This is a genomic window from Bosea sp. F3-2, assembly GCF_008253865.1.
Lineage (GTDB): Bacteria > Pseudomonadota > Alphaproteobacteria > Rhizobiales > Beijerinckiaceae > Allobosea.
Genome location: NZ_CP042331.1, coordinates 726,283 through 751,219, shown reverse-complemented (window position 1 = coordinate 751,219; position 24,937 = coordinate 726,283). Strand labels below are relative to the sequence as shown.

19 protein-coding genes are annotated in these 24,937 nt (G+C 66.2%); 12 read left to right on the top strand and 7 right to left on the bottom strand.

Annotated elements, in window-relative coordinates; genetic code table 11:
• The first annotated feature begins 218 nt into the window (after positions 1 to 218).
• Positions 219 to 791 carry a TIGR00645 family protein gene (locus tag FQV39_RS03590; RefSeq protein WP_149129053.1) on the top strand — a complete coding sequence of 191 codons (573 nt, stop codon included), beginning with the start codon at positions 219 to 221 and terminating at the stop codon, positions 789 to 791.
• A gap of 288 nt (positions 792 to 1,079) precedes the next feature.
• Here the strand turns inward: FQV39_RS03590 and trpE are convergent, their stop codons facing one another.
• Together trpE and FQV39_RS03580 are read right to left on the bottom strand one after the other, a co-directional pair.
• Positions 1,080 to 2,594, bottom strand: coding sequence for an anthranilate synthase component I (trpE, locus tag FQV39_RS03585; protein ID WP_149133637.1), 1,515 nt, complete (start codon positions 2,592 to 2,594; stop codon positions 1,080 to 1,082).
• Positions 2,595 to 2,596: 2 nt separating this feature from the next.
• Complete coding sequence (locus FQV39_RS03580) at positions 2,597 to 4,510, bottom strand: peptidylprolyl isomerase (protein WP_149129052.1); 1,914 nt, start codon at positions 4,508 to 4,510, stop codon at positions 2,597 to 2,599.
• A 573-nt stretch (positions 4,511 to 5,083) separates the two neighbouring features.
• On the opposite strand from FQV39_RS03580, the gene tpiA reads away from it, so the two are divergent.
• The 7 genes from tpiA to FQV39_RS03545 all read left to right on the top strand — a co-directional run bounded on the left by tpiA (position 5,084) and on the right by FQV39_RS03545 (position 12,386).
• Positions 5,084 to 5,848 (top strand): triose-phosphate isomerase, encoded by a 765-nt coding sequence (tpiA, locus tag FQV39_RS03575; RefSeq protein ID WP_149129051.1) that lies wholly within the window; start codon positions 5,084 to 5,086, stop codon positions 5,846 to 5,848.
• Positions 5,849 to 6,191: 343 nt separating this feature from the next.
• Positions 6,192 to 6,602 (top strand): preprotein translocase subunit SecG, encoded by a 411-nt coding sequence (gene secG / locus FQV39_RS03570; protein WP_149129050.1) that lies wholly within the window; start codon positions 6,192 to 6,194, stop codon positions 6,600 to 6,602.
• Between the two features lie 419 nt (positions 6,603 to 7,021).
• On the top strand, positions 7,022 to 8,650 hold the full coding sequence (locus tag FQV39_RS03565; RefSeq protein ID WP_149129049.1) for a CTP synthase: 1,629 nt from the start codon (positions 7,022 to 7,024) through the stop codon (positions 8,648 to 8,650).
• 564 nt (positions 8,651 to 9,214) lie between these two features.
• Entirely contained in the window at positions 9,215 to 9,616 is a 402-nt protein-coding gene (locus tag FQV39_RS03560; RefSeq protein ID WP_149129048.1) for a DUF350 domain-containing protein, read from the top strand.
• Between the two features lie 7 nt (positions 9,617 to 9,623).
• The gene (locus FQV39_RS03555; protein ID WP_149129047.1) at positions 9,624 to 10,259 is read left to right on the top strand and encodes a DUF1190 domain-containing protein; all 636 of its coding nucleotides are present in this window, start codon (positions 9,624 to 9,626) and stop codon (positions 10,257 to 10,259) included.
• A gap of 1 nt (position 10,260) precedes the next feature.
• Positions 10,261 to 11,430 carry a glutathionylspermidine synthase family protein gene (locus FQV39_RS03550; RefSeq protein WP_149129046.1) on the top strand — a complete coding sequence of 390 codons (1,170 nt, stop codon included), beginning with the start codon at positions 10,261 to 10,263 and terminating at the stop codon, positions 11,428 to 11,430.
• A 74-nt stretch (positions 11,431 to 11,504) separates the two neighbouring features.
• Positions 11,505 to 12,386 (top strand): VOC family protein, encoded by an 882-nt coding sequence (locus FQV39_RS03545; protein WP_149129045.1) that lies wholly within the window; start codon positions 11,505 to 11,507, stop codon positions 12,384 to 12,386.
• Positions 12,387 to 12,466: 80 nt separating this feature from the next.
• On the opposite strand, the gene mdoH is transcribed toward FQV39_RS03545, so the two are convergent.
• Both mdoH and FQV39_RS03535 read right to left on the bottom strand, forming a co-directional pair.
• Entirely contained in the window at positions 12,467 to 14,662 is a 2,196-nt protein-coding gene (gene mdoH / locus FQV39_RS03540; RefSeq protein ID WP_282570172.1) for a glucans biosynthesis glucosyltransferase MdoH, read from the bottom strand.
• On the bottom strand, positions 14,638 to 16,197 hold the full coding sequence (locus tag FQV39_RS03535) for an OpgD/OpgG family glucan biosynthesis protein (RefSeq protein ID WP_149129044.1): 1,560 nt from the start codon (positions 16,195 to 16,197) through the stop codon (positions 14,638 to 14,640). Before FQV39_RS03535 ends, mdoH begins: the two co-directional genes overlap by 25 nt.
• Before the next feature lie 312 nt (positions 16,198 to 16,509).
• Between FQV39_RS03535 and glmU the strand changes: the two genes are divergently transcribed.
• Together glmU and glmS are read left to right on the top strand one after the other, a co-directional pair.
• Positions 16,510 to 17,877 (top strand): bifunctional UDP-N-acetylglucosamine diphosphorylase/glucosamine-1-phosphate N-acetyltransferase GlmU, encoded by a 1,368-nt coding sequence (gene glmU / locus FQV39_RS03530; RefSeq protein WP_149133635.1) that lies wholly within the window; start codon positions 16,510 to 16,512, stop codon positions 17,875 to 17,877.
• A 121-nt stretch (positions 17,878 to 17,998) separates the two neighbouring features.
• A complete protein-coding gene (gene glmS / locus FQV39_RS03525) occupies positions 17,999 to 19,825 on the top strand; it encodes a glutamine--fructose-6-phosphate transaminase (isomerizing) (RefSeq protein WP_149129043.1) in 1,827 nt (608 codons plus the stop codon).
• A 192-nt stretch (positions 19,826 to 20,017) separates the two neighbouring features.
• Here the strand turns inward: glmS and FQV39_RS03520 are convergent, their stop codons facing one another.
• Positions 20,018 to 20,311, bottom strand: coding sequence for a YbaN family protein (locus tag FQV39_RS03520; RefSeq protein ID WP_248313495.1), 294 nt, complete (start codon positions 20,309 to 20,311; stop codon positions 20,018 to 20,020).
• A 221-nt stretch (positions 20,312 to 20,532) separates the two neighbouring features.
• Here FQV39_RS03520 and FQV39_RS03515 point away from each other — a divergent pair, with 221 nt between their 5' ends.
• Positions 20,533 to 21,249 carry a DUF502 domain-containing protein gene (locus FQV39_RS03515; protein ID WP_149129042.1) on the top strand — a complete coding sequence of 239 codons (717 nt, stop codon included), beginning with the start codon at positions 20,533 to 20,535 and terminating at the stop codon, positions 21,247 to 21,249.
• Here FQV39_RS03515 and FQV39_RS03510 read toward each other — a convergent pair.
• Positions 21,239 to 22,072 carry an AraC family transcriptional regulator gene (locus FQV39_RS03510; RefSeq protein ID WP_149129041.1) on the bottom strand — a complete coding sequence of 278 codons (834 nt, stop codon included), beginning with the start codon at positions 22,070 to 22,072 and terminating at the stop codon, positions 21,239 to 21,241. The genes FQV39_RS03515 and FQV39_RS03510 overlap by 11 nt on opposite strands.
• 237 nt (positions 22,073 to 22,309) lie before the next feature.
• Entirely contained in the window at positions 22,310 to 24,412 is a 2,103-nt protein-coding gene (gene recG / locus FQV39_RS03505; protein WP_149129040.1) for an ATP-dependent DNA helicase RecG, read from the bottom strand.
• A gap of 159 nt (positions 24,413 to 24,571) precedes the next feature.
• On the opposite strand from recG, the gene FQV39_RS03500 reads away from it, so the two are divergent.
• Entirely contained in the window at positions 24,572 to 24,868 is a 297-nt protein-coding gene (locus FQV39_RS03500; protein WP_149129039.1) for an FAD assembly factor SdhE, read from the top strand.
• The last annotated feature ends 69 nt before the right edge of the window (positions 24,869 to 24,937 follow it).

Here is a 24,937-nt window from a genome sequence, read left to right as displayed (position 1 = left end):
GGAACTCGGCATGTTCCCCCGGTCGGATTCAACTCTAGCGATCTGTCGACCCGGCGCAAAGACTAGCATGCAATCTCGGCGCAAATTGGTCGTCACAACATTGTGGCTGTTGGGTGCCAGAGCATCATTTAGCGGGTTGCGCCGACGCGTCTTCCTCGCCATCTAGCGTCTCACCGTACAAAAACCTCATCATGCATTCGAAGGATCAGGACCCAACCATGGCCTCTCCCGGCAGCCCGCCTTTCCGACCCGACGCTTATGGCGCGATGAAGCCGCTGCCGGCGCTCATCTTCAGCTCCCGCTGGCTGCAGCTGCCTCTCTATATCGGCCTCATCGTGGCGCAGTGCGTCTATGTCTTCCTCTTCCTGAAGGAGCTCTGGCACCTCGTCACCCACGCCTTCGACTTCAGCGAGCAGCAGATCATGCTGGTCGTTCTCGGGCTGATCGACGTGGTGATGATCTCGAATCTGCTGATCATGGTGATCGTCGGCGGCTACGAGACCTTCGTCTCGCGGCTGCGGCTCGAAGGCCATCCCGACCAGCCGGAATGGCTGAGCCACGTCAATGCGAGCATCCTGAAGATCAAGCTGGCGATGGCGATCATCGGCATCTCGTCGATCCATCTGCTCAGGACCTTCATCGAGGCCGGCAATATCGGCATCGCGGGCAGGACCGCAAACTACACCGAGACCGGCGTCCTGCTGCAGACGCTGATCCACGTCGTCTTCATCTTCTCCGCCATCGGCATCGCCTGGGTCGACCGGATGACGGTGAGCGGCAAGGGCCACTGAGCCGGGACGATCGCTTGGAGGTAGAGCGCCTTCCCTTCCCCCCGCTTGCGGTGGGGAAGGGTTAGGGATGGGGGGCCGGAAAGCAGGGCTCCGGCCTTCTTCGGCGTCGTGCCAAGCGGTACTGCCCCCCATCCAACCCTCCCCACCGCAAGCGGGGGGAGGGCTTGCGCGCTTCAGCAATGGCGAGAAAACTTTTCAAGCGATTGCCTTGGCCACTGAGCCGAAAACGAGCAGCACAAAAAGAGCCGCCCGGCTGCAAGCAGCCGGGCGGTTTGTTCTTCGGGGAGATTACTGCCCGCGTCCGGTCCGGGCGGCGAAGCGGATCGCTTCCTCGGCGGCGCGGAACAAGGCCTTGGCCTTGTTGATGCATTCCTCCTGCTCGGAGGCCGGGTTCGAATCGTAGACGATGCCGGCGCCAGCCTGGACATGCATGCGCCCGTCCTTGACGACGGCCGTGCGCAGCACGATGCAGGTGTCCATCTCGCCATTGGCACCGAAATAGCCGATGCAGCCGCCATAGGCGCCGCGCGCATCGTGCTCCAGCTCGTCGATGATCTCCATCGCCCGCACCTTCGGCGCGCCGGAGACCGTGCCCGCCGGGAAGCCGGCGATCAGCGCCGAGAGCGCGTCATGCTTGGGATCGATCGCACCCTCGACGTTCGAGACGATGTGCATCACCTGGCTGTAGCGCTCGATGAAGAAGGAATCGGTGACCTTGACCGTGCCGATCTGCGCGACGCGGCCGACATCGTTGCGGCCGAGATCGAGCAGCATGAGATGCTCGGCGCGCTCCTTCGGATCGGCCAGCAATTCCTTCGCCAGTGCCTGGTCCTCGGCCTCGGTGGCGCCGCGGCGGCGTGTGCCGGCGATCGGCCGGATCGTGACGGTGTCGTCCCGCAGCCTGACCAGGATCTCCGGGCTCGAACAGACGATCTGGAAATCGCTGAAGTCGAGATAGCAGAGGAAGGGGGCCGGGTTGATCCGCCTGAGCGCGCGATAGAGCGCGAAGGGCGGCAGTGCGAACGGCGCTTCGAAGCGCTGCGACAGAACGACCTGGAAGATGTCGCCGGCGCGGATGTACTCCTTCGCCTTGGCCACCATCTCGTGGAACGCGGCCTCGCTCGTATTCGAGATCGTCGCCGGCTCCGGCAGGTTGGCGATGTCGATGTCGGCCTCGGCGGGCAGGGGCCCCTCAAGCGCCTGCACCACCGCTTCCAGCCGCTCCTGCGCCCGCTCATAGGCGTGGCGCGCAGCGACGCCCGGCATGTGCCGCACCGGCGTCACGACATGGATCTCGTCGCGCACCGAATCGAACACCACCATCAGCGTCGGCCGGGTCAGGATAGCGTCGGGCAGGCCGGTGCCGGTCTCCTTCGGCTCGGGCAGCCGCTCCATCAGCCGGACCATGTCGTAGCCGAGATAGCCGAAGACGCCGGCCGCCATCGGCGGCAGATCGTCGGCCTCCGGAATGGCGCTCTCCTCGAGGAGCGCGCGCAGGCTCTCGAAGGCCGGGCGCGGATCGGTGAGGAAGCTGTCGCCCAGCGCAGTCCGGCAGAGCGAGGCCTCGCCCTGATGACAGCGCCAGATCAGGTCCGGCTCCAGCCCGATCATCGAATAGCGGCCGCGCACGGCGCCGCCCTCCACCGATTCGAGCAGGAAGGCGGGGCCGGAGGTGGAGTGGCGCAGTTTCAGGAAGGCGGCGACCGGCGTTTCGCAGTCACCGACCAGAACCTGCCGCAGGAGTTGCGGTGCGCCCGTCTCATAGATCTGCGCGAAGCGCTCGAACTCCAGAAGGGGCTGCATCGTCAATTCGTCGCTCCACCCGTGGCGTTGCGGAAGGCAGCCTCGTTGAGGCTGACGCCGAGCTCAGCCTGCCGCTTGGCGACATATTGCAGCAGGATGTCCTCGCTCACGCTCTGGGACAGGACGCGCTCGAAATTGCCGGCCTCCTGCGTGGTGCGGATGTAAGGCGGGACGGTCGCCGAATCGACCTTGAACAGGATGCGCTCGCCATCCGTGCCAGCCGCCGAGCCGCTCTTGCCAGCGACAGTGCCGAAGATCTGGCTGACGACGGTGGCCGGGAGCTCCGGACGCTGGTCCTGACGGCCGATATCAGCGGCGGTCTCGATGGTCAGCCCGGCCGAAGCGGCAACCGCGTCGAAGCTCTCGCCCTTGTCGAGCCGCTCCGACAGCTCGCGCGCCTTGGCGGCGAGCTTGGCCGCCGTCTCGTCGGCGCGCCAATGCTTCTCGACCTCGGCCTTGACCTCGTCGAAGCCGCGCTCGCGCGCCGGGTCGATCTTGGTGACGTCGAACCAGACATAGCCGGTTTCGCGCGGCAGACGGATCGCCTCGTTGTCGACGCCGATATCGGAGCGGAAGATCGCCTGCAGCGTCGCGTCGCCGCCCGGCAGGGCCTCCTCCTTCGAGCCATCGGGCCTGGCGAGCGTGGCGTTCATCGGGCCGGCGCTGCGCAGCTTCAGGTTGAACTCCTTGGCGATCTCGGCGAGCGGCTTGGCGGCAGCGCGCTGGTCCTCGATCTTGTCATGCAGCTCGGTGATCCGACCGGCCGCGCGGCTGGTCGCGATCTCCTGCTTCAGCTCGGCGGCAACCTCGTCGAAGGGGCGCACATGCGCAGTGTCGACCTTGGTCACGCGCAGCAACACGGTGCCGAAGGCGCTGGTGACCGGCGCACTGACGCCTTCCTGCTCGAGCGCGAAGGCGGCCTCGCGCACGGCGGGATCGAAGATCTGCTCGCGGGTGAAGGTGCCGAGCGTGAGGTCGTTGAAGGCGACGTTCCGCTCGGTCGCGATCTCGTCGAAGGTCTCGCCGCCGTCGATCTTGGCCTTGGCTGCCTGGGCCTCCTCGACATTCGGGAAGACGATCTGCTGGATGGTGCGGGTCTCTGCCGTGCTGAAGCGCTGGGCCTTCACCGCCTCGTAGCGCGCCTTGGCCTCGTCTTCGGTGACCTTCGCCGGGTCGGCGATCGCCTCGGCCGAGATCGAGAGGATGTCGGCCGTCCGGAACTCCGGCGCGCGGAAGGCGATCTTGCGGTCGTTGAAGAAGGTCTTGAGCTGGTCCTCAGTCGGCGCGGCGATCTCGCCGGCGGCGCTCGCCGGCATCCGCGCGAAGGTGACGGCGCGCTTCTCGTTGCGCAGGCGGCTGCCGAGCTCCTGCAGGGCGAGCGGGGCGGTGAGGCCACCGACCAGCATCTCGGAGAGCTGCTGGCGCAGGATGGTCGAGCGCTGGAGCGCGACATAGGTCTGTTCGGTATAGCCGTTCGAGCGCAGCAGCTCATTGAAGCGCGCCGAAGAGAACTGACCGGCGGCGTCGCGGAAGACCGGGTCGTCGAAGATCAGGTTGCGGATCGTCTCGTCGGAGACGGCAAGCCGCATGCTCTGTGCCGTCTGGTCGAGCGTCGCCTCGGTCAGCAGACGGGAGAGCACCTGCCGGTCGAGGCCGAGCGCGCGCGCCATCTCGGGCGAGATCTGGCGGCGCTGCTGGCGGATCAGGTTCTGCAGATCGTTCTGATAGGCCTGGCGCATCTGCTCGAGGCCGATCTCGGTCTTGCCGACCTTCGCGACCGCGTTGCGGCCATAGCCTCGGAAGATGTCGCCGACGCCCCAGATCGCGAAGGCGAGGATCAGGACGCCGAACATGACGCTGACGACGAGCTTGCCGAGGAAACCCTGACTCGCCTTGCGGATGCCCTGCATCATCATGGAAGCTGTCTTTCCCTGAACCTGTTCGAGGCGCGGATTTATGCCCTGCGCGCGTCTGTTTCGGCGCTGCTTATAGGAACCGGCGGCGAAAGCCGCAATCGCCGTAGCTGAATCCTCCAGGGTGATCGCTTGAAGGTAGTGCGCCTTCCCTTCCCCCCCGCTTGCGGTGGGGAAGGGCTAGGGATGGGGGGCCGGAAGCAGGGCTCGGTCATTTTTCCAGTTCAGCGCCAAGCGGCACTGCCCCCACCCATCCCTCCCCACCGCAAGCGGGGGGGAGGGCTTGCGGGCTCGTGCTTCGGCAAGGGCGAGAAAACTCTTCAAGCGATCGCCCCGCAAAATCCTGTCGCGAGATCGCACGCGATTGCGGCGCCCGCCGGGCATTGCTAGAGCCTGCTGTTCTTGTACGGGAAACGCGCCGTCATTCCGGGCTGGACCCGGAATCCATCATAGAGCGCCCAGCCCTCCGATGGATTCCGGATCGGCGCCGCCATGGCGGCTTGTCCGGAATGACGGGCGTGTTTCCACGACATACAGAACATTCCAGCGCCGGTGGGCGGATTTCGGAGGATCAACGTGACGCGCAGCATCAGGCCGCTGGTAGCCGGCAACTGGAAGATGAACGGCCTCAAGGCCGATATCGCCATCGCAGCCGAAGTGGCCAAGGGCTACGACACAGCGCTGAAGCAGGCCGTCGACCTCGCCATCTGCCCGCCCGCGACCCTGCTGTTCACGACTTCGGCAACCCTGATCGGCGCGCGCATCGCCACCGGCGGTCAGGATTGCAGCACGCAAGGAGCCGGCGCCTTCACCGGCGAGGTTTCGGCCGCGATGCTGGCCGATGCCGGTGCGAGCTTCTGCATCGTCGGCCATTCCGAGCGCCGCACGCTCCATGGCGAGACGAACGCAACGGTCAAGGCCAAGGCCGAGGCGACGCAGAAGGCGCTGCTGGTGCCGATCGTCTGCGTCGGCGAGACCAAGGACGAGCGCGAGGCCGGCAAGGCGCTCGCCATCGTCAAGAAGCAGCTCCGCGGCTCGATTCCGGACGGATCGACAGCCGCCACGCTCGTGGTCGCCTATGAGCCGGTCTGGGCGATCGGCACCGGCCTGACACCGACCGCCGCCGACGTCGCCGAGATGCATGCGGCGATCCGCACCGAGATCGGCCGCCTGATCGGCAAGGCTGCGGCGGCCGGCGTGCGGCTGCTCTATGGCGGCTCGGTCAAGCCGTCCAACGCGGCCGAGCTGATGAACGTCGCCCATGTCGACGGCGCGCTGGTCGGCGGGGCGAGCCTGAAGGCCGACGAATTCCTGGCGATCGCGCGCGCCTGCAACGGCTAAGCCATCGCTTGAAGCTGTGTTTTGACGGAACCACCCCCGTCATTCCGGGGCGGGCCGCAGGCCCGAGCCCGGAACCCATGAACACGACCGCACATCGAAAGGGCCTGATCCGACGAGTCATCTCTTCTGATCTCGTGTTCATGGGTTCCAGGCTCTTCGCTGACGCGAAGCCCCGGAATGACGGTGTGGTTCCGTTAAAACCCAACAGGCCTTAGCCGGATGCGCCCAGGGGGTGGCGCTGGCGGCGCACGCATGTTATGTGCGCCGCCGAATTCGCCTCGACCTTCGAGGAGGAGCGGGTGGCCCTTGCCGGTGGCCCGCGCCATATCCATTTCGTGAGACCATGCAGAACGTTCTCATCGTCATCCACCTGATCATCGTCATCGCGCTCGTCGGCGTCGTGCTGCTGCAGCGTTCTGAGGGCGGCGGCCTCGGCATGGGCAGCGGTGGCGGCGGCGTCGGCGGTTTCATGACCGGCCGCGGCCAGGCCAATGCGCTGACCCGGGCGACGGCGATCCTCGCGGCTCTCTTCTTCCTGACCTCGATCGTGCTGGCGGTCATGGCCAATCGCGGCCGCGTCCAGCGTTCGATCATCGACGGCGCTCCGGCGACGACCGCGCCTGCGACCCCTGGCGCGCCTGCGGCTCCGAGTGCCCCGAATGCCGGCGGCGTGCTCGACCAGCTCCGCCAGATGCAGAACCAAAGCCAGGGCGGCGCGCAGCCGCCGACGCCGCCAGTGGCGCCGCAGCAGTAAGCAGGGCAGGGCCGGGAAACCGGCCCTTCTCTTTTGATATGAGGCAAGAGCCTCCAGCTAAACCTGAAGGGGTCTCGATGGGCTTTGGAAGAGCCGAATGCCAGGAGGCGGGCGCAGCCGATATCCATCGATATCGGCCAGTCACGCCGACACAGCAGACGGCCTTCCAAAGCCCACCCGAGGCGCCGGGAATTCGCCCGCCCGCGGCGTCGCGTCGCTTGTCGATACCAAGGGTATCGACCGCGCCCCGCTCCTGGCGGAGCGGGTGAATTGCCGGCGTCGAGACCCCTTCAGGTTTAGCTGGAGGCTCTGAGGCCGGGCGACCGGCCTTCTCTTTTGTGGACAAGCGCTCAGGGCAAGGCGGGACTGCACTGAAGGCGCTTAGCGAATCGAACCCGTGGCGATAAAGGTGAACTCCCATGACGCGGTATGTTTTCATCACCGGCGGCGTGGTGTCCTCGCTTGGCAAAGGCCTGGCGGCGGCGGCTCTCGCAGCCCTTCTTCAGGCGCGCGGCTACAAGGTCCGCCTGCGCAAGCTCGATCCCTACCTCAACGTCGATCCGGGCACGATGAGTCCGTATCAGCACGGCGAGGTCTTCGTCACCGACGACGGCGCCGAGACCGATCTCGACCTCGGCCACTACGAGCGCTTCACCGGCCGGCCCTGCAACCGGGGCGACAACATCACCACCGGCCGCATCTACATGGACATCCTGACCAAGGAGCGGCGTGGCGATTATCTCGGCGCGACGATCCAGGTCGTCCCGCATGTGACGAACGCCATCAAGGAATTCGTGCTCACCGGCAACGAGGGCTATGACTTCACGCTGGTCGAGATCGGCGGCACGGTCGGCGACATCGAGAGCCTGCCCTTCCTCGAATCGATCCGCCAGATCAGCCAGCAGCTGCCGCGCGGCCAGTGCATCTTCACCCATCTGACGCTGCTGCCCTATATCCCGACCGCCGGCGAGCTGAAGACCAAGCCAACCCAGCACTCGGTCGCCGAGCTGCGCTCGATCGGCATCCAGCCCGACATCCTGCTCTGCCGCACGGATCGCGAGATCCCGCGCGAGGAGCGCCGCAAGCTCGCTCTCTTCTGCAATGTCCGCGAGACCGCCGTGATCGAGGCCCGTGACGTCGCCTCGATCTATGACGTGCCGCTGTCCTATCATGCGGAAGGGCTCGACAACGAGGTGCTCGCCGCCTTCGGCCTCGACGCCTCGACCGAGCCGGACGTTTCGAACTGGAAGCGCATCTCCGAGCGGGTGAAGAACCCCGAGGGCGAGGTCACCATCGCCGTCGTCGGCAAGTACACCGGCATGAAGGACGCCTATAAATCCCTCATCGAGGCGCTGACGCATGGCGGCATCGCCAACAACGTCAAGGTGAACCTCGACTGGATCGAGTCCGAGGTTTTCGAGAAGGAGGATCCGGCGCCCTTCCTCGAGCATGTCCACGGCATCCTGGTGCCGGGCGGATTCGGCCACCGTGGCGCCGAAGGCAAGATCAAGGCGGCGACCTTCGCCCGGCAGCGCAAGGTGCCGTATTTCGGCATCTGCTTCGGCATGCAGATGGCGGTGATCGAGGCGGCGCGCTCGCTCGCCGGCATCGACGACGCCAACTCGACCGAGTTCGGACCGACCAAGGAGCCGGTCGTCGGCCTGATGACGGAGTGGATGCGCGGCAACGAGCTCGAGCAGCGCGCCTCCGGTGGCGATCTCGGCGGCACGATGCGGCTCGGCGCCTATGATTCGAAGCTGGCGGCAGGCTCCAAGATCGCGGATATCTACGGCTCGACCGAGATCTCCGAGCGTCATCGCCACCGCTACGAGGTCAATATGGGCTATCGCGAGCGGCTGGAGGCGAAGGGCATGCGCTTCGCCGGCCTGTCGCCGGACGGTCTGCTGCCGGAGACGGTCGAATATCCCGACCATCCCTGGTTCATCGGCGTGCAGTACCATCCCGAGCTCAAGTCTCGTCCTTTCGAGCCGCACCCGCTCTTCGCGAGCTTCATCGAGGCGGCAAAGGCGCAGAGCCGACTGGTCTGATTTGGATCACGCCGCAACTTGATGGAAACGCGGTCATCCCGGGTTTGACCCATGGCTGTCCGATTCGCATCGCGCTGGCGGGTGCAGTGGCGGGCTCCTCCCTTCCCCCTTGTGGGGAAGGGTATGGGGATGGGGGTGGTTCCGCTTAGTGAGCGTTGAACCCAGTCGTTCGACCCCCACCCCTGCCCCTCCCCACAAGGGGGAGGGGTTCCCCGCGCCTGTCATCTCCGTCGCTGTTCTCTGGAAAGCCTTGCTTTCCAAGACGGCGCTCAAAACGAACCGGACAGCCGTGGGCTTGACCCGGGATCCATGCCAGAGCGCTTCCGATCAGGGTTCAGGCATGGATCCCGGCTCTACGCGGAGTTTATCCTTGGGCCGATCGAGGATCGGACCCGAGGGCTCCGGCCGGGATGACCCGCGCAACTGCAACGGGCTTCCCTGATCGTCATAAGCTGCATCCTCTTTTTAGATGACGGCTGGTGCAGGTTTTTTGAATAGGTCTGGTAGCGCGCAACAATCCCGGACCTATAGTATGGCATCGGATTGGCGACGGGGCAGGGCGGCATGACGATCTCGATGGCGGGCCTGCCCGCTTTCCTCCTCTATTTCGTCGTTGGCGCAGCGCTGATCGCCGCCTTCGCGGCGCTCTATCTGCGCATGACGCGGCATGACGAGATCGCCTTGATCCGCGCTGGCAACCTCTCGGCCGCGATCGCGCTCGGCGGCAATGTCGTCGGTTTCTCCCTGCCGCTCGAGCAGGCGATCTCTCAGGCGAGCAGCATTCCCGACTGCATCCTCTGGGCGGTCGCGGCGATGATCATCCAGTTCGCAGCCTATGGTGTCGCGCGTCTCCTGATCCCGGAACTGTCGCGCAAGATCGAGGAGGACAGGCTGCCGTCCGCGGTGATGCTCGCGGTGATCGCCGTCGTGTCCGGAACCCTGGCTGCCGCCAGCATGACGGAATGAGACGGCCATGAAGCGCTCGTCCCAAATCGGACTCGCTGCCGCCGGCGTCCTCCTCGTCGCCACGGTCTGGTCGATGACAGGGGACGAGAGCGAGGAAAACCTCGTCTACAACAGCCTGAGCGACTGCCGGGCGAGCGGCCAACTCAGCGCCCAGCAATGCGAAACGGCCTTTGCCGACGCGACGGCCGCGCGGCTCAAAGATGCGCCGAAGTTCCGCAATCAGAACGAATGCGAGGCGCAGTACGGCGCCAATGGCTGCAGCTCCGCGAGCATCGGCGGCGCCCAGTACTTCATTCCGGCGCTCGCCGGCTTCATGCTGGCGCGCGGCCTCGCCGGCGGGCAGGCGCAGCCGCTGCTGCCGCCCACCACGGCAGCCTGCCCACCCGGCTCGCCCCAGCCGGAATGCCAGCAGGCGCGCAGCAGCAGCTCATCATCAGGCTCGTCCGGCGGGAGCAGCAGCTATGGCAGCAGCAGCTCCTCCGGCAGCGGTCGGTCGCGAGCCTATTCGACGACGAGCGGACGCGGCGTCACCGCAGCCTTTGCCGCAGGCTCGCGCGGCGGCAGCATCGCGACCACGAGCGTCTCGTCGCGCGGCGGCTTCGGCTCGACCGCGCGCTCCTATTCCTCGCATTCCTCGTCCTGAGATGCGCCGCGTTCCCCTTGCACCGCGCCCGGACTGGACCGAACAGGTCGAGCGGCTGGGCTTCGCCTTCCACACCATCGACGGCGAGACCTATTGGGACGAAAGCGCGGCCTACGCTTTCACGCTCGAGGAGATCGAGCGTGACATCGAGGCGCCGACCGAAGCGATCGAGCAGCTCTGCTTCGCCTTCATCGAGAAGGCGCTGGGGAGCGAGGAGATCCTGGCCCGGCTCGCCATCCCGGCCGAGCACTGGGACTTTATCCGCCAGAGCTGGCAGCGCGGCGAGCGCAACCTCTATGGCCGGCTCGACCTCGCCTATGACGGCCATGGGCCCGCCAAGCTCCTCGAATACAACGCCGATACGCCGACGGCCCTGTTCGAATCGAGCGTCGTGCAGTGGGACTGGCTCGAGCAGGCGATGGCGCGCGGCGCGATCCCGAAGGGCTCAGACCAGTTCAACTCGCTGCATGAGCGCCTGATCGCCGCCTTCGCCGCGCTGCGCGAGCCTTCGCCCTATCGTCTGCATCTGACCTGCGTGCAGGGCAGCGCCGAGGACAAGGGCACCGTCGACTATCTGATGGATTGCGCCGTCCAGGCCGGGCTCGATGCGCGCTTCACCACGATCGAGGAGATCGGCCTGCTCTCGGACGGGCGCTTCTGCGACGGTGCCAACCAGCCGATCGAGACGCTGTTCAAGCTCTACCCCTGGGAATGGCTGTTCCGGGAGAGCTACGGTAAGGCGCTCGCCGGCTCGCAGTGCCAGTTCATCGAGCCGCCCTGGAAGGCGCTGCTCTCCAATAAGGGGCTGCTCGCCTGCCTCTGGGAGATGGAGCCAGGCCATCCCAACCTGCTGCCGGCCTTCTTCGAGGGCGATCCACGCTGCGCGACCCTGTCGGCCCGCCGCGTGCGCAAGCCGCTCTACTCGCGCGAAGGTGCCAACATCACATTGATGGAGCGCGACCGGGTGCTCGACAGTGATGACGGTCCCTATGGCGCCGAAGGGCATGTGCTGCAGGATGCCGCGCTCAACCTGTTCTCCGGCGACGGCAACTATGCCGTGCTCGGCTCCTGGCTCGTCGCCTCGCAGGCCTGCGGGCTGTGCCTGCGCGAGGATTCGTCACCGATCACCAAGAACAGCTCACGCTTCCTGCCGCACTTCATCGAGCCATAAGCGCGGCAGGCACATGACCGCGCCGTGAAGTGTTGCTAGCCTTGGGACCCTGACGCCTGTCGAAAGAGCCTGCCATGCCTGCTACAGCCTCCACACCCCGCGGCCTCGACCACCTCGTCATCGGCGTGCGCGACCTCGATGCCGCCGGCCGCTTCTACGACAAGCTCGGCTTCCGCGTCGGCGCCCGCAACCGCCACCCCTGGGGCACCGAGAACCGAATCGTGCAGTTCCCGGGCTCCTTCCTCGAACTGGTCACCATCGGCGACGAGAGCGCGATCCCGCCGCATGGCGAGCGCCGCTTCTCCTTCGGCGCTTTCGTCCGCGATGCACTGGCTGCGCAGGGCGAGGGGCTCTCGATGCTCGTGCTGGAAAGCACCAATGCCAAGGCCGATGCAGCCGCGTTCCAGGCTGCCGGCATCGGCGATTTCGAGCCCTTCTTCTTCGAGCGTCAGGGCAAGCGGCCGGACGGCACCCCGGTTCGGGTCGCCTTCGAGCTCGCCTTCGCCGCGGATTCGCGTGCGCCGGAATGCGGCTTTTTCGTCTGCCAGCAGCTCGAGCCGCAGAATTTCTGGAATCCCGAGTTCCAGCAGCATCCGAACGGCGCGACCGCGTTAGCCTCGGCCGTGATGCTTGCCGACGAGCCGGCTGTCCACCGCGCCTTCCTCACCACCTTCAGTGGCGGAGCAGAAGTGCTGGAAGGCAATGAGGACTATGTTCTCGCCTTGCCGCGCGGGCGCATCGACGTGCTCGATCCCGAGGCTGCGCAGGGCGCTTATCAGGTCGAGCCGGATACGACGCCCGCACGCTTCCTCGGCTTCTGCGCCACGGTGCCGAACCTCGATAAGGTGGCCGAGCGCCTGACGGCGGCGGATATCCCCTTCGTGCAGAACGAGGAACGGCTCTTCGTCCAGGCCGAGGATGCCATGGGCTGCATGATCGCCTTCGAGCAGATCTGAACGTTGTCGTCAGGCGATCGGAACCACGCCGTCATTCCGGATCGGCGCCGCTGACGCGGCTTGTCCGGAATGACGTGACCTCAGCTCTTGGATTCGACCGGCGGCAGCGAGGCCAACAGCCCGATCAGCGCACGGTCGTGCAACACGACCATGCGCTCCTTCGGCTTCAGCCAGATCGCGACATCGTCGACCGTCTCGGCATCGACGAGCTTGGCCTGAGCAACGGCTCGGTCCGGCTCGATCTCGCCGCGCCGGCGCGACTGGCCATGGGGCAGCATCAACTCATGGGCATGCCGCAGCTCGGCATCGGCATGAAGCGCCTTGATGCCGTCGGCATCATCGAAGCCGGCCTTCTCGAACTCGGCCTGCAATTCGTTGGCGCGCAGCGCGATGCTCGGCGGAGCGCCTTCCTCCGGCGTCATCAACAGCTTGTGGCGCTTGAGCCAGAGGCCGATCGCGAGCTGGCCGGACGCCCAGGACAGCGGGATGGCCAAGACGAGGCCGACGATCGTCGGCGACATCCAGGCGAAGAGCGAGGTCGCGATCATGAAAGCCGACAGGCCCGTCACGATACCCAGCACCGTATGGGTGCGATGGCGACGAATGATGTCCTTGAGCGGAATCGAGCCGTCGTCGCGCCGCTGCGGGTTCCAGCCCGTGTCGCGGCCGAGCAGGATCTGGAAGACCGAGCCTGACTGGATCAGCATCATGATCGGCGCGAAGAAGGCCGAGAACAGCACCTCGATCAGCGAAGAAAGGACGAGACGGATCGCACCGCCGCCGGCCCGACGCAGCTTGTTGTTGAACAGCGTCAGCAGGAGGCCGAACAGCTTCGGCGCCAGCAGGATCGCCATGGTCAGCGCGAACAGGCGCAAGGCGCGCTCGGGGTCGAAGCGCGGCCAGACCGGGAAGAGCGTGAATTCCTGGGTGAAGTATTCGGGCCTGGCGTAGTTGACCTGCAGCACGATCAGGATACCGACCACCAGCTGCATCAGCCAGAGCGGCGAGGCGAGATACCCCATGATGCCGGTGGCGAAATGCTGGCGCGTCGGCGTCACGAAGCCTTTGGCGCCCATGATGCGCGAATGCTGGAGATTGCCCTGGCACCAGCGCCGGTCGCGCACCGAGATGTCGATCAGCGAGGGCGGGCTCTCCTCATAGGAACCCGTCAGGTCCGGCAGCATGTAGACCGACCAGCCGGCGCGGCGGATCAGCGCCGCCTCGACGAAGTCGTGGCTCAGGACATGCCCACCAAAGGGCGGCTTGCCCTTGAGATCGGGCAGGCCGCAATGATCGGCGAAGGCCTTCACCCGGATGATGGCGTTGTGGCCCCAGTAGTTGCCGTCGCGGCCGGACCACATGGCGAGACCGGTGGCGATGACGGGGCCGTAGACCCGCGCCGCGAACTGCTGCAGCCGCGCGAAGAAGGTGTTGCGGTTGATGATCAGCGGCAGCGACTGGATGATGCCGGCGTCGGGGTCTGCCTCCATCGCGGCGGCAAGGCGCACGATGCAGGTGCCGGTCATCAGGCTGTCGGCGTCGAGCACGACCATGTGCTCGTAGAGGCCGCCCCAGCGCGTGACGAAATCAGCGATGTTGCCGGCCTTGCGGTGATGGTTCTTCGGCCGGTGGCGATAATAGACGCGCGAATTGGGACCGAGCCGCTCGCGCAATGCCAGGAAGGCGCGCTCCTCGGCCACCCAGACATCTGGATTGGTCGTGTCGGAGACGATGAAGTAGTCGAAATGGTCGCCGAGTCCGGTCGCCTCGACCGACTCGCGGATCGCGGCCACCGCCGCGAAGATGCGCGCCGATGACTCGTTGTAGATCGGCATCACCACGACGGTGCGATGCTTCAGGCTGTCCGCCCGCTCGGCCCGGCCGGCGCCGAACACGACGCCGAAGAAGCCGAGCAGGGCGCTGGTGAAGGCAAGCGCGATCCAGGAAAAATTGATCGTGAACAGCACGAGCAAGGCGTACTGCAACGAGGTCGTGCGGCTGACCGACACGACATGGTACATTTCCCAGGCGCCATAGGCCGTGAGAGCGAGGCCGCCACCGAAGACGAAGAGGCGCTTGAGCCAGGGCGTTGTCCAGTTGCCGGGAGCCACGGGCTTGCGCCGCTCGGAGGCGTTCCAGCTCCGGAAGGACTGAACCGGCATGATCAGCCGGTCCTCGGGCGGAGTCGCAGGCTCGCGGGCGGGATTGAAGCTGCGTGCCTCGCTCTCCGCGATCTCCTGGCGGGGTGCGGTCACCACGTCCATCGATTCAACCATGTTTCCGAGACGGGCTGGCCGCCGGATTGCAGAACGAGCCTGAGCTCGGAGAGCGTTTCGTTGCCCGGATCGACCTCGAATCCGACGCGCATCATCTTGCGCTCCGGATAAGGCCAGAGTCGGACGCCATGCACTGCGCCGGGCTGCGCGGTCACGGTCGCCCGCGTCGAGGCGATCAGCCCCGCATCCCCGAGCTTGTCGCCGGTGAATTCGACGATGAAGCGGCGGCGGCGGCCCTGCGAGCCCTTGCCCTGTCGGGTGCGGGTCGCGATCGCCAGCGGCGGCCGTTCGGGCGGCTGCCAGCACCAGGCCTGGCGATAGCTGATCGAGGTCTCGCTGCCGGCAGCCAGCGGCTGCCGCGGCCGCCAGTACATGATGATGTTCTTGTTCGGCTCGGAATCGCTCGGGATTTCGATCAGCTGGACGGAGCCCGCGCCCCAATCGCCGAGCGGCTCGTTCCAGACGCTGGGTCTGAGCTCGAAGCGCTGATCGTCGTCCTGGAAGGCCGCCGAGTCGCGCTCGCGCTGCACCAGGCCAAAGCCCTTCGGATTCTCGTCGACGAAGGAAGAAACCTGCAATGTCGCAGGGTTGTTCACTGGCCGGTAAATCCATTCGCCGCCGCCCGACAGCATCTGAACCCCCGAAACCTCGCCGATCGACGGCCTGAGGTCATCGAAGGTGCGCCGGCTTTGCGGACCTGAGAGGAAAGTCGCGCTCGTGCAGCCGAAGCCGACATGCTCCAGCGCCTGACGGGCGAACAGCGTCATCTCGACGTCGATGAAGGTCACGTCGCCCGGGCGCAGAGTCATCCGCACGGCGCCGCTCACGCTCTCCGAATCGAGCAGTCCATGGATCACCAGCGAACCGGTGGCCGGGCTCGGGCGCTCGATCCAGAAGGCGCGGAAGAAGGGCAGCTCCTCGCCACGGGTCTCGCCCGGCCGCAGGATCAGCGCGCGCGACATCGCACCGAAATTCTGGCCGCGGGCCAGCGCCCGGAAGAAGGTGGCGCCCTGGAAGATCGCGACCTCGAAGGGCCGCTCGAGCCCGGCGGCGATCCGCATGCCGGAGAATTGCAGATCGACATTGGCCGGGGGCGGCGTGACGCGGCCATAGTCGAATTTGGCGCGGTCGAAGCCGACGCGGCGCACCGTGCCATCCTCGACCGTGAACAGGCTGACCGGGTTGGAGAACACATAGCCGCGATGCAGCGGCTCGACCGTGAAGCCACGATTCTCCCCGGCCCAGATCGTCGCCTCGGGACGCGTGCGAATCCCGGCGAACTGATCGGCCGGCAGCGTCACATAGCCTTCAGGCAGATCGGTCGCCACCTGGGGAATCAACGGACGCTGCGCCAGCGTGCGAGCAGCGTCGATCACCAGAGCCGGGTCGAAACGCTGTCCGTCAGCGAGAGAGGGAATGTTGAAGGAGGCCGCGCCAGTCGGCGCCTGGGCCGCAGCCGGACCGGCGAGAGACAGCAGGGCAGCGCCACCGGCCGCGCCCTCCAGAAACTGCCTGCGATTCAAGGGATTCGACATCTTTTCCAAACTGCGCGGACGACGCCCTCGCCCTCCGCGCTTCTAGAGCATTTCCAGTTCGGCTGAAAAGCGGTTCCGATCAGGAAAATAGTGGTGATCGAACCCGCTGGAGGGGTATCCCGGAACGACTTATGATGATCGACGAACGGCGGTCATTTTCGGGAAGCTCCCTTTTTTCCGTTTTGACTTTGGCAAAAGCCGAAAGGATCGGCTATCCACGCCGCCTGCAACGCCAGCATGCGCGAAAGCGACCCGTGAGGAGCGGGTAGAAATCCAGTCATGCCTGCAAGGGAAACGACAAAGATGACCGAAATGCAGCCGGCTCGCTCCTGTCTTGCGATCGTCCTGGCGGCCGGCGAGGGCACCCGCATGCAGTCGCAGACCCCGAAGGTGCTTCATCCCGTTGCTGGTCTTTCCCTGCTGGGCCATGTCCTGTCTTCGGTCGAGCAGGCCGGCGCTGAAGCGGTGGCCGTCGTGATCTCATCCGAGCGTCCCGAGGTCGGCGAGGAGGCTTTGAAGCTCCTGCCGTCGGCGCGGATCGCGACGCAGCACGAGCGGCGCGGAACAGCCCATGCGGTGCTGGCAGCAAAGGAAGCCTTGAAAGCCGGCCATGGCGAGATCCTGGTCGCCTTCGCCGACACGCCGCTCGTCCGGCCGGAAACCTTCATCGCGCTGCGCGGGGCGCTGGCCGGCGGGGCAGCGGTCGCCGTCCTCGGCTTCGAGGCGCGCGACCCGACCGGCTATGGCCGACTTGTCGAGCATGACGGCAAGCTCGAAGCGATCATCGAGCACAAGGACGCGACAGCGGCGCAGCGCAAGATCAAGCTTTGCAATGCCGGCCTGATGGCCCTCGCCGGGGAGCATGCGCTGGCGATTCTCGAAGCGATCGACAACGAAAACGGCCAGCAGGAATTCTACCTGACCGATGCGGTGGCCATCGCGCGGTCGCGCGGGCTGGAAGCCGTCGTGCTGAAGGCGTCGGAGAGCGAAGTCCAGGGCGTCAACGACCGGATGCAACTGGCTGCGGCAGAAGCCGAATTCCAGCGGCGCAAGCGCAACGCGGTCATGCTCGGCGGCGCGACGCTGATCGCCCCCGAGACGGTTTTCTTCAGCTTCGATACCGAGATCGGCCGCGACGTCGTGATCGAGCCCAATGTGATCTTCGGGCGGGGCGTGCGCGTCGCTGACGGTGCCTTGATCCACGCCTTCTCGCATTTCGAGGGGGCAACCATCGGGCAGGGCGCAAATGTCGGTCCCTTTGCCCGTCTGCGGCCGGGCGCGAAGCTCGCCGACAAGTCCAAGGTCGGCAACTTCGTCGAGGTGAAGGCGTCGGATATCGGTCCGGGCGCCAAGGTCAACCATCTCACCTATATCGGCGACGCGACGATCGGTGCGGCGGCCAACATCGGCGCCGGCGCCATCACCTGCAACTATGACGGCTTCGCCAAGTCGAGGACGACGATCGGCGCCAACGCCTTCGTCGGCTCGAACTCCTCGCTGGTGGCCCCCGTGACGATCGGCGAGGGCGCCTATATCGGCTCCGGCTCGGTCATCACCAGGGACGTTGCCCCCGATGCGCTCGCCATCGGGCGCGCCCGGCAGGTCGAGAAGGAAGGCTGGGCGAAAACGTTCCGGGCCGAGGCAATGGCCCGGAAAGCGGCCAAGAAGGCGGCCGAATAGCCGAAATTCCTGGCGAATCTTGCAGGTCGCCGTTCACAGTTCGTCATTTAGATTGATTGGGCATCCGCTTCTTCTGCAGCTAAGCGGTATCGCCAACAGCAACGGTTCGAAGGGTTCGCCCATGTGCGGCATCGTCGGGATTTTGGGCAAGGAAGCGGTGGCGACGCAGATCGTCGAGGCGCTGCGGCGGCTCGAATATCGTGGCTATGACTCCGCCGGCGTCGCGACGCTGGAAGCCGGCCAGCTCGCCCGCCGGCGCGCCGAAGGCAAGCTCAGGAATCTCGAAGTCCGCCTGTCGAGCGAGCCGCTCGACGGGTTGATCGGCATCGGCCACACCCGCTGGGCGACCCATGGCAAGCCCAACGAGACCAACGCCCACCCGCACGCGACCGCAAGGCTCGCCGTCGTCCACAACGGCATCATCGAGAACTTCCGCGAACTGCGCGCCGCGCTGCAGGCCGATGGCTACGTCTTCGAGACCGAGACCGATACCGAAGTCATCGCCCACCTCGTCACGCGTGAGCTCGACCGCGGCAAGACACCGGTCCAGGCGATCGCGGCAAGCCTGCCGCGGCTGCACGGCGCCTTCGCGCTCGCCTTCCTGTTCCACGGTGAGGAAGATCTCCTGATCGGCGCCCGCAAGGGCTCGCCGCTCGCGGTCGGCATCGGTGACGGCGAGATGTATCTCGGCTCCGACGCGCTGGCGCTGGCGCCCTTCACCAACCTCATCGCCTATCTGGAGGAGGGCGATTGGGTCGTCCTCAACCGCCGCGGCGCGACCTTCTACGACAAGACTGGTGCAGAGGTGGAACGCCGCGCCCAGCGCGTCGCCGCCGGCGCCTTCCTGGTCGAGAAAGGCAATCACCGCCACTTCATGGCGAAGGAAATCTACGAGCAGCCGGAGGTCGTCGGCCACACGCTGACGCAGTATCTCGACATGGCCGCCGGCGCGGTGCGCCTGCCGTTTCAGGATCAGATCGACTGGAAGAAGCTGTCGCGCCTCTCCGTTTCCGCTTGCGGCACGGCCTATTATGCCGGCCTGACGGCGAAGTACTGGTTCGAGAAGCTCGCCCGTCTCCCGGTCGAGATCGATGTCGCCTCCGAATTCCGCTACCGCGAGGCGCCGCTGCCGGCCGATGGTCTGGCACTGTTCGTCTCCCAGTCGGGTGAGACGGCCGACACGCTGGCATGCCTGCGCTACGCGAAGCAGGAGAAGCAGACGGTTCTGTCCGTCGTGAACGTGCCGACGTCGACCATTGCCCGCGAGAGCGATCTGATCGCGCCGACGCTAGCCGGCCCGGAGATCGGCGTCGCCTCGACCAAGGCCTTCACCTGCCAGCTCACCGCGCTTGCCTGTCTCGCTCTTGCAGCGGCGCGCGGCCGCGGGACGCTCTCGGCCGAGGACGAGGCACGCCACGTCCAAAACCTGATCACGCTGCCTGGCCTGATCGCCAAGGCGCTCGCGCTCGAACCACAGATCGAGCAGCTCTCGCACAAGCTCTCCAGGGCCAAGGACGTTCTCTATCTCGGCCGCGGCACCAGCTTCCCGCTTGCGCTGGAGGGAGCCCTGAAGCTGAAGGAAATCAGCTATATCCACGCGGAAGGTTATCCGGCGGGTGAGCTGAAGCATGGACCGATCGCCCTGATCGACGAGGACATGCCGGTCGTCGTCGTAGCCCCGCATGATGCGCTGTTCGAGAAGACCGCCTCCAACATGCAGGAGGTCGCTGCGCGCGGCGGCCGCATCATCCTGATCACGGATGCCAAGGGCGCCGCCGAGTGCGGCATCGAACCGGAAGCGACGATCATCATGCCGGACATGGATCCGACCTTCGCGCCGATCGTCTACGCCCTGCCGATCCAGATGATCGCCTATCAGACGGCCGTCTTCATGGGCAAGGACGTCGACCAGCCCCGCAATCTGGCGAAGTCCGTCACGGTGGAGTGAGGCGGGCGGGTTACGCCGCCGTCTCCGGCCGAATCGGAAACACCCGCCGTCATCCCGGGCGCAGCGAAGCGAAGACCCGGGATCCATGCCTGAGCCTTGATCGGCAACGCTCCGGCATGGATCCCGGATCGGCGCGGCTTCGCCGCTTGTCCGGGATGACAGCGGTGGTTCCAGCGAAAAGCAAAGCTTCTCTTATCGTTGCGGCCTGCTCGCCACATAGGTGCCGGCACCGATCAGGCAGATCGCCGTCGTCGCCAATGCGATCGGCGGCGCGCTCGTCTGCGTCAGCAATCCGAAGCTCAGCACCATCGATCCACAGGCGAGGTATTTCGCCCGCCGGGCGATGGCGCCGGTCTCTCGCCAACGCTTGACGTGCGGGCCGAGTCGTGGATGGCCAAGGAGCCAGGCCTCGAATCGCGGCGAGGACCGCGAGAAACACCAGGCTGCGAGAATCAGGAAGATCGTGCCCGGCATCACCGGCAGCATCAGCCCGATGATGCCGAGCGCCGTGAAGATCCAGCCGACCGCGAACAGAAGCGGCCGCGGCCAGCGGCTTCGCGGCTGATCGTTGTCGCTCACGGCCTCGTCCTTGCTTGCATGAAACGCGGAGCTGGCGGATACCTCCGCCTCGCTTATCTTGTCATATCGCGGCGCGAGACTGCGCCTGCAAGCAGGCGGGAGGTCGCGCCGGTGCCTTGGGGAGAGAGATGACCGCCGGCCCGCCCGATCCGCGCCTCGTCCTGCCGACGGAAATCCTGCGCCCGACCTGGGGGGCGCGGCTGCGTCGCTATTTCCTGACCGGGCTGGTCATTGCCGCGCCGCTCGCCATCACCGCTTCGGTGACCTGGTGGTTCATCAACTTCATTGACGGGCTGGTGAAGCCGCTCATCCCGAACTCCTATCTGCCCGATGCCTATCTGCCTTATCCGCTGCCCGGCATCGGCCTCGTCATCGCGCTGGTCGGATTGACGCTGCTCGGCTTCCTCACGGCCAATCTGGTCGGCCGCTCGCTGATCCGCGCGGGCGAGGCGATCCTCGACCGCATGCCGGTGGTGCGCAGCCTCTATAAGGGCGTGAAGCAGGTTTTCGAGACGATCTTCTCACAGTCCGGCACCTCCTTCCGCAAGGTGGGGATGGTGCAGTTCCCGCAGCCGGGCATGTGGTCGATCGTCTTCATCGCGCAGGAGGCCGCACCCGAGATCGCCGGGCGCCTGCCGGATGGCGACGAACAGATCGGCGTCTTCCTGCCTTGCACGCCCAACCCGACCACGGGCTTTTTCTTCTACCTGCCGCGACGCGAGATCATCGAGCTCTCGATCTCGGTCGAGGACGGCGCCAAGCTCATCATGTCCGCCGGGCTGATCCAGCCCGGCGAGCAGAACGGCAAACCGAAGCTGGAGGTAAAGCCCCCGGTCAACGCTTGAGCGGCACCCAGATCTCGACGGCGCCGTTGCCGGTTGCGCCGTCGAATCGCTCGTCCATACGTTCCAGCGTGACACCCATCTCCGGCTGGCGTCCCGATTTCGGGAACCAGTCCCGCCAGATCGCCTCGTAGGTCTGCTTGATGCCGGTGATGTGGCCGCGATGCTCAAAGACGGCGCAGAGCTGCTCCGGTACGCTCAACCGGACGAACTCATCCGGAAGCCCGCCGAAGGAGGAGACCTCGGCACCGGCGATATAGTCGAAGGCGCCGAACTCGTCGCAATTGTAGCTCGCGCCATAGGCAACGTGTCCGCGCTGGCCGGGAATGTGCCCGAAATGCGGTGCGATCTTCTGCCAGAGCAGCGGAATCCCTTGCGTGTTGTCGACCGAGAAATGGCCACCGAAGCCGGCGATCAGCAGCGGCTTGCCGGTGACGATGCGCGGCTCGGCGATGGGAGTGGGGGCGATATCGTGCATCGAAAGAGGCTCCACGAGAGCGAGCGAGGACAGATCGCGCCGGGCGCGCAGCTCTTCCGGCGTGACGCCGAACTGCTCGCGGAAGGCGCGGGTGAAGGCCTCGTGGGAGCCATAGCCCCAGTCGAGCGCGACCGAGAGGATATCGGGCGCGCCATCCGCCAGCTGCCGCGCGGCTTCCGTCAGTCGCCGTTCGCGCACATAGCGCATGACCGAGCGCCCGGTGGACGCTCCAAAGGCGCGGCTGAGATGGAAGCGCGAGACGCCGCTGACCTCCGCAATCTCGTCGAGCGAAAGCTCGGAGGCGAAGCGGCTCTCGATGCACCAGATGGCTGTCTTGACCGGGTCCATGCTCTCTCCACGAAGCGCCGACACCATGGCGCAGGCAAGACGGCCGCGCTTGATCAGGATTGCTGTAGAACCACGCCGTCATTCCGGGGCAGGCCGAAGGCCTGAGCCCGGAACCCATGAACACCGGAGCTTATCAAGCCAAGCGACTGACGCCGTTCCTTCTCGCAGGGACCTGTGTTCATGGGTTCCGGGCTCGCTGCTGCGCAGCGCCCCGGAATGACGGCGTGGTCCCGGAACCTAGCCCGCCCTGAGCAGCCGGATCGCGACGTCGCGCTCGAACAGATAGAGCAGAGCCCTGATCGCCTGTCCGCGCGGCGTCTCCAGTTGCGGATCGCGTTCGATCAGGAGCCGCGCATCGTCGCGGGCAACGGCCAGCAAATCGCCGTCGATTTCGGGGCGAGCGATGCGCCAGTCCGGCGATCCCGACTGCTTGGTGCCGAGCACTTCGCCTTCGCCACGCAGGCGCAGGTCTTCTTCCGCGATGCGGAAGCCGTCCTCGGTCTCGCGCATGATGGTGAGCCGCGCCTCGGCGATCGGGCCGAGCGGTCCCTTGTAGAGCAGCAGGCAGGTCGAGGCGGCCGAGCCACGCCCGATTCGCCCCCGTAACTGGTGCAACTGCGCGAGGCCGAAGCGTTCGGCATGCTCGATCACCATCACGCTGGCATTGGGCACGTCGACGCCGACCTCGATCACCGTGGTCGAGACCAGGATGCGCGTCTCGCCGGCGACGAAGGCGGCCATGGCGGCATCCTTCTCCCGGCCTGGCATCTGGCCGTGCAGCAGCCCGACCTTGTCACCGAAGACCTCGCGTAGCGCCTCATAGCGCTCCTGCGCGGCAGCAACGTCGAGCGTGTCGGATTCCTGGACCAGCGGGCAAACCCAGTAGACCTGCTGGCCGTTTTCGACCGCCCGGCCGATGGCACCGACAACCTCGTCATAGCGCTCGGAGGAGATAGCGCGGGTGACGATCGGCTTCCGGCCCGCCGGCTTCTCGGAGAGGATCGAGACATCCATGTCGCCGAACCAGGTCAGCGCCAGCGTGCGCGGGATCGGCGTCGCGGTCATCACCAGCACGTCGACCGCCTCGCCCTTGGAGCCGAGCAGCAGGCGCTGATGCACACCGAAACGGTGCTGCTCGTCGACCACGGCGAGCGCAAGATCATGGAAGGCGACGCCCTCCTGAAACAGCGCATGGGTGCCGACGGCGATATCAATGCTGCCGTTCGCCAGCCCTTCCAGCACTTGCCGGCGGCCGGCGCCCTTTTCGCGCCCGGTCAGCAAAGCGAGCTTCAGCCCGGCCTTCTCGGCCAGCGGCGCCAATCTTTCGGCGTGCTGGCGGGCAAGGATTTCGGTCGGCGCCATCAGCACCGATTGCCGGCCGGCCTCGGCGGCGGCAGCCATCGCCATCAGCGCCACCACCGTCTTGCCCGAGCCGACATCGCCTTGCAGCAAGCGCAGCATCCGCTCGGGCTTGGCCATGTCGGAATGGATATCGGCGATGGCCTTGCGCTGGCCTTCGGTCAATTCGAAGGGCAGGGCGGACTGGATGCGGAAGCGCAAGCCGCCATCGCCGCTGGTGGCACGCCCGGCGATCTTCTTCTGCTGGCGACGCACCAGGGCGAGCGCGATCTGGCTCGCCAGCAATTCGTCATAGCCGATCCGCCGGCGCGCGACGGTGTCGCCCTCGGCCGCCTTGCGATCGGCCGGGTGATGCAGCGCCTCGACCGCCTCCTGGAAAGAGGGGAAGCTGTTCTTTGTCAGGAATCCGGCATCCTGCCATTCCGGCATCTCGGGACAGCGTTCCGCCGCCGCCTGCGCGATCCGCATCATCACGCGCCCACCGATGCCTTCGGTCAGCGGATAGACCGGCTCGAAGGCGGGCAGGGTGGCCGCGAGCTTGGGATCGAGGATGCGCTCGGGATGCACCATCTGGCGCATGCCTTCCCAGAGCTCGAGCTTGCCCGAGATGATCCGGTAGGCGCCGATCGGCAGGTTCTGCGCCAGATGGCGGGAATCGGCATGGAAGAAGACGAGCGTGACATCGCCCGTCTCATCCTCGACGATGACGCGATAGGGCGCCTTCGCCTTGCCGGCAGGCGCAGCGCGATGCTCGCTGACGCGGGCGGTGAAGGTCGCGATGTCGCCGATCGGCGCATCCGCGATCGAAGGGCTCGGCCGCCGATCGACCGCGCCGGTCGGCAGATGAAACATCAGGTCGACCACGCGCGCAGGCCTTGTCTCGTCGCCGAGGAAACGGTCGAGAACCTTGCCGAGTTTCGGCCCGACGCCGGAGAGCGTCGTGACGGGGGCGAACAGCGGATCGAGGATCGAAGGGCGCAAAACGTCTCGCGGAATTGTCAGGAGTGCGAAATGCGCGACGGTTCGGCCGCTGACTTCGCCGGGTTGCCTCGCTATATAACGCGTCGAGGCAGGCTCCGCGACGGGGCCGGCTCATTCGCTATTGCGCCATCCCCCAAGGTTTTCTCGCCCGAGGTTCTCATGTCCGGCTCGACCCGCTCCAGCGCCGATCTCGACCCGCGCCGCCGCAAGATCCTGTTCCGGGCCTGGCATCGCGGCATGCGCGAGATGGACCTGATCATGGGCCGCTTCGCCGACGAGGCGATCGCCGGCTTCGGGGACGCCGAGCTCGACGAATTCGAGCGGCTGATCGAGGTGCCGGACCGTGATCTCCTCGGCTGGATCACTGGCGAGATCGCCTTGCCGGAGAACTACGACACGGAACTGTTCCGCCGGCTGAAGGCCTTCCATCATCACGACAAGCCGATTCATGCGTGAGCGGTTCGCCCAACAGTTGCGCCGTCATTCCGGGCGACCGAAGGGAGACCCGGAATCCATCGTAGGGCG

Coding starts and splice junctions, on each gene's coding strand:
- FQV39_RS03590 (WP_149129053.1), top strand. CDS start 219: ATGGCCTCTCCCGGCAGCCCGCCTTTCCGACCCGACGCTTATGGCGCG.
- trpE (WP_149133637.1), bottom strand. CDS start 2,594: ATGCAGCCCCTTCTGGAGTTCGAGCGCTTCGCGCAGATCTATGAGACG.
- FQV39_RS03580 (WP_149129052.1), bottom strand. CDS start 4,510: ATGATGATGCAGGGCATCCGCAAGGCGAGTCAGGGTTTCCTCGGCAAG.
- secG (WP_149129050.1), top strand. CDS start 6,192: ATGCAGAACGTTCTCATCGTCATCCACCTGATCATCGTCATCGCGCTC.
- FQV39_RS03565 (WP_149129049.1), top strand. CDS start 7,022: ATGACGCGGTATGTTTTCATCACCGGCGGCGTGGTGTCCTCGCTTGGC.
- FQV39_RS03560 (WP_149129048.1), top strand. CDS start 9,215: ATGACGATCTCGATGGCGGGCCTGCCCGCTTTCCTCCTCTATTTCGTC.
- FQV39_RS03555 (WP_149129047.1), top strand. CDS start 9,624: ATGAAGCGCTCGTCCCAAATCGGACTCGCTGCCGCCGGCGTCCTCCTC.
- FQV39_RS03550 (WP_149129046.1), top strand. CDS start 10,261: ATGCGCCGCGTTCCCCTTGCACCGCGCCCGGACTGGACCGAACAGGTC.
- FQV39_RS03545 (WP_149129045.1), top strand. CDS start 11,505: ATGCCTGCTACAGCCTCCACACCCCGCGGCCTCGACCACCTCGTCATC.
- mdoH (WP_282570172.1), bottom strand. CDS start 14,662: ATGGTTGAATCGATGGACGTGGTGACCGCACCCCGCCAGGAGATCGCG.
- FQV39_RS03535 (WP_149129044.1), bottom strand. CDS start 16,197: ATGTCGAATCCCTTGAATCGCAGGCAGTTTCTGGAGGGCGCGGCCGGT.
- glmU (WP_149133635.1), top strand. CDS start 16,510: ATGCAGCCGGCTCGCTCCTGTCTTGCGATCGTCCTGGCGGCCGGCGAG.
- glmS (WP_149129043.1), top strand. CDS start 17,999: ATGTGCGGCATCGTCGGGATTTTGGGCAAGGAAGCGGTGGCGACGCAG.
- FQV39_RS03520 (WP_248313495.1), bottom strand. CDS start 20,311: ATGCTGCCGGTGATGCCGGGCACGATCTTCCTGATTCTCGCAGCCTGG.
- FQV39_RS03515 (WP_149129042.1), top strand. CDS start 20,533: ATGACCGCCGGCCCGCCCGATCCGCGCCTCGTCCTGCCGACGGAAATC.
- FQV39_RS03510 (WP_149129041.1), bottom strand. CDS start 22,072: ATGGACCCGGTCAAGACAGCCATCTGGTGCATCGAGAGCCGCTTCGCC.
- FQV39_RS03500 (WP_149129039.1), top strand. CDS start 24,572: ATGTCCGGCTCGACCCGCTCCAGCGCCGATCTCGACCCGCGCCGCCGC.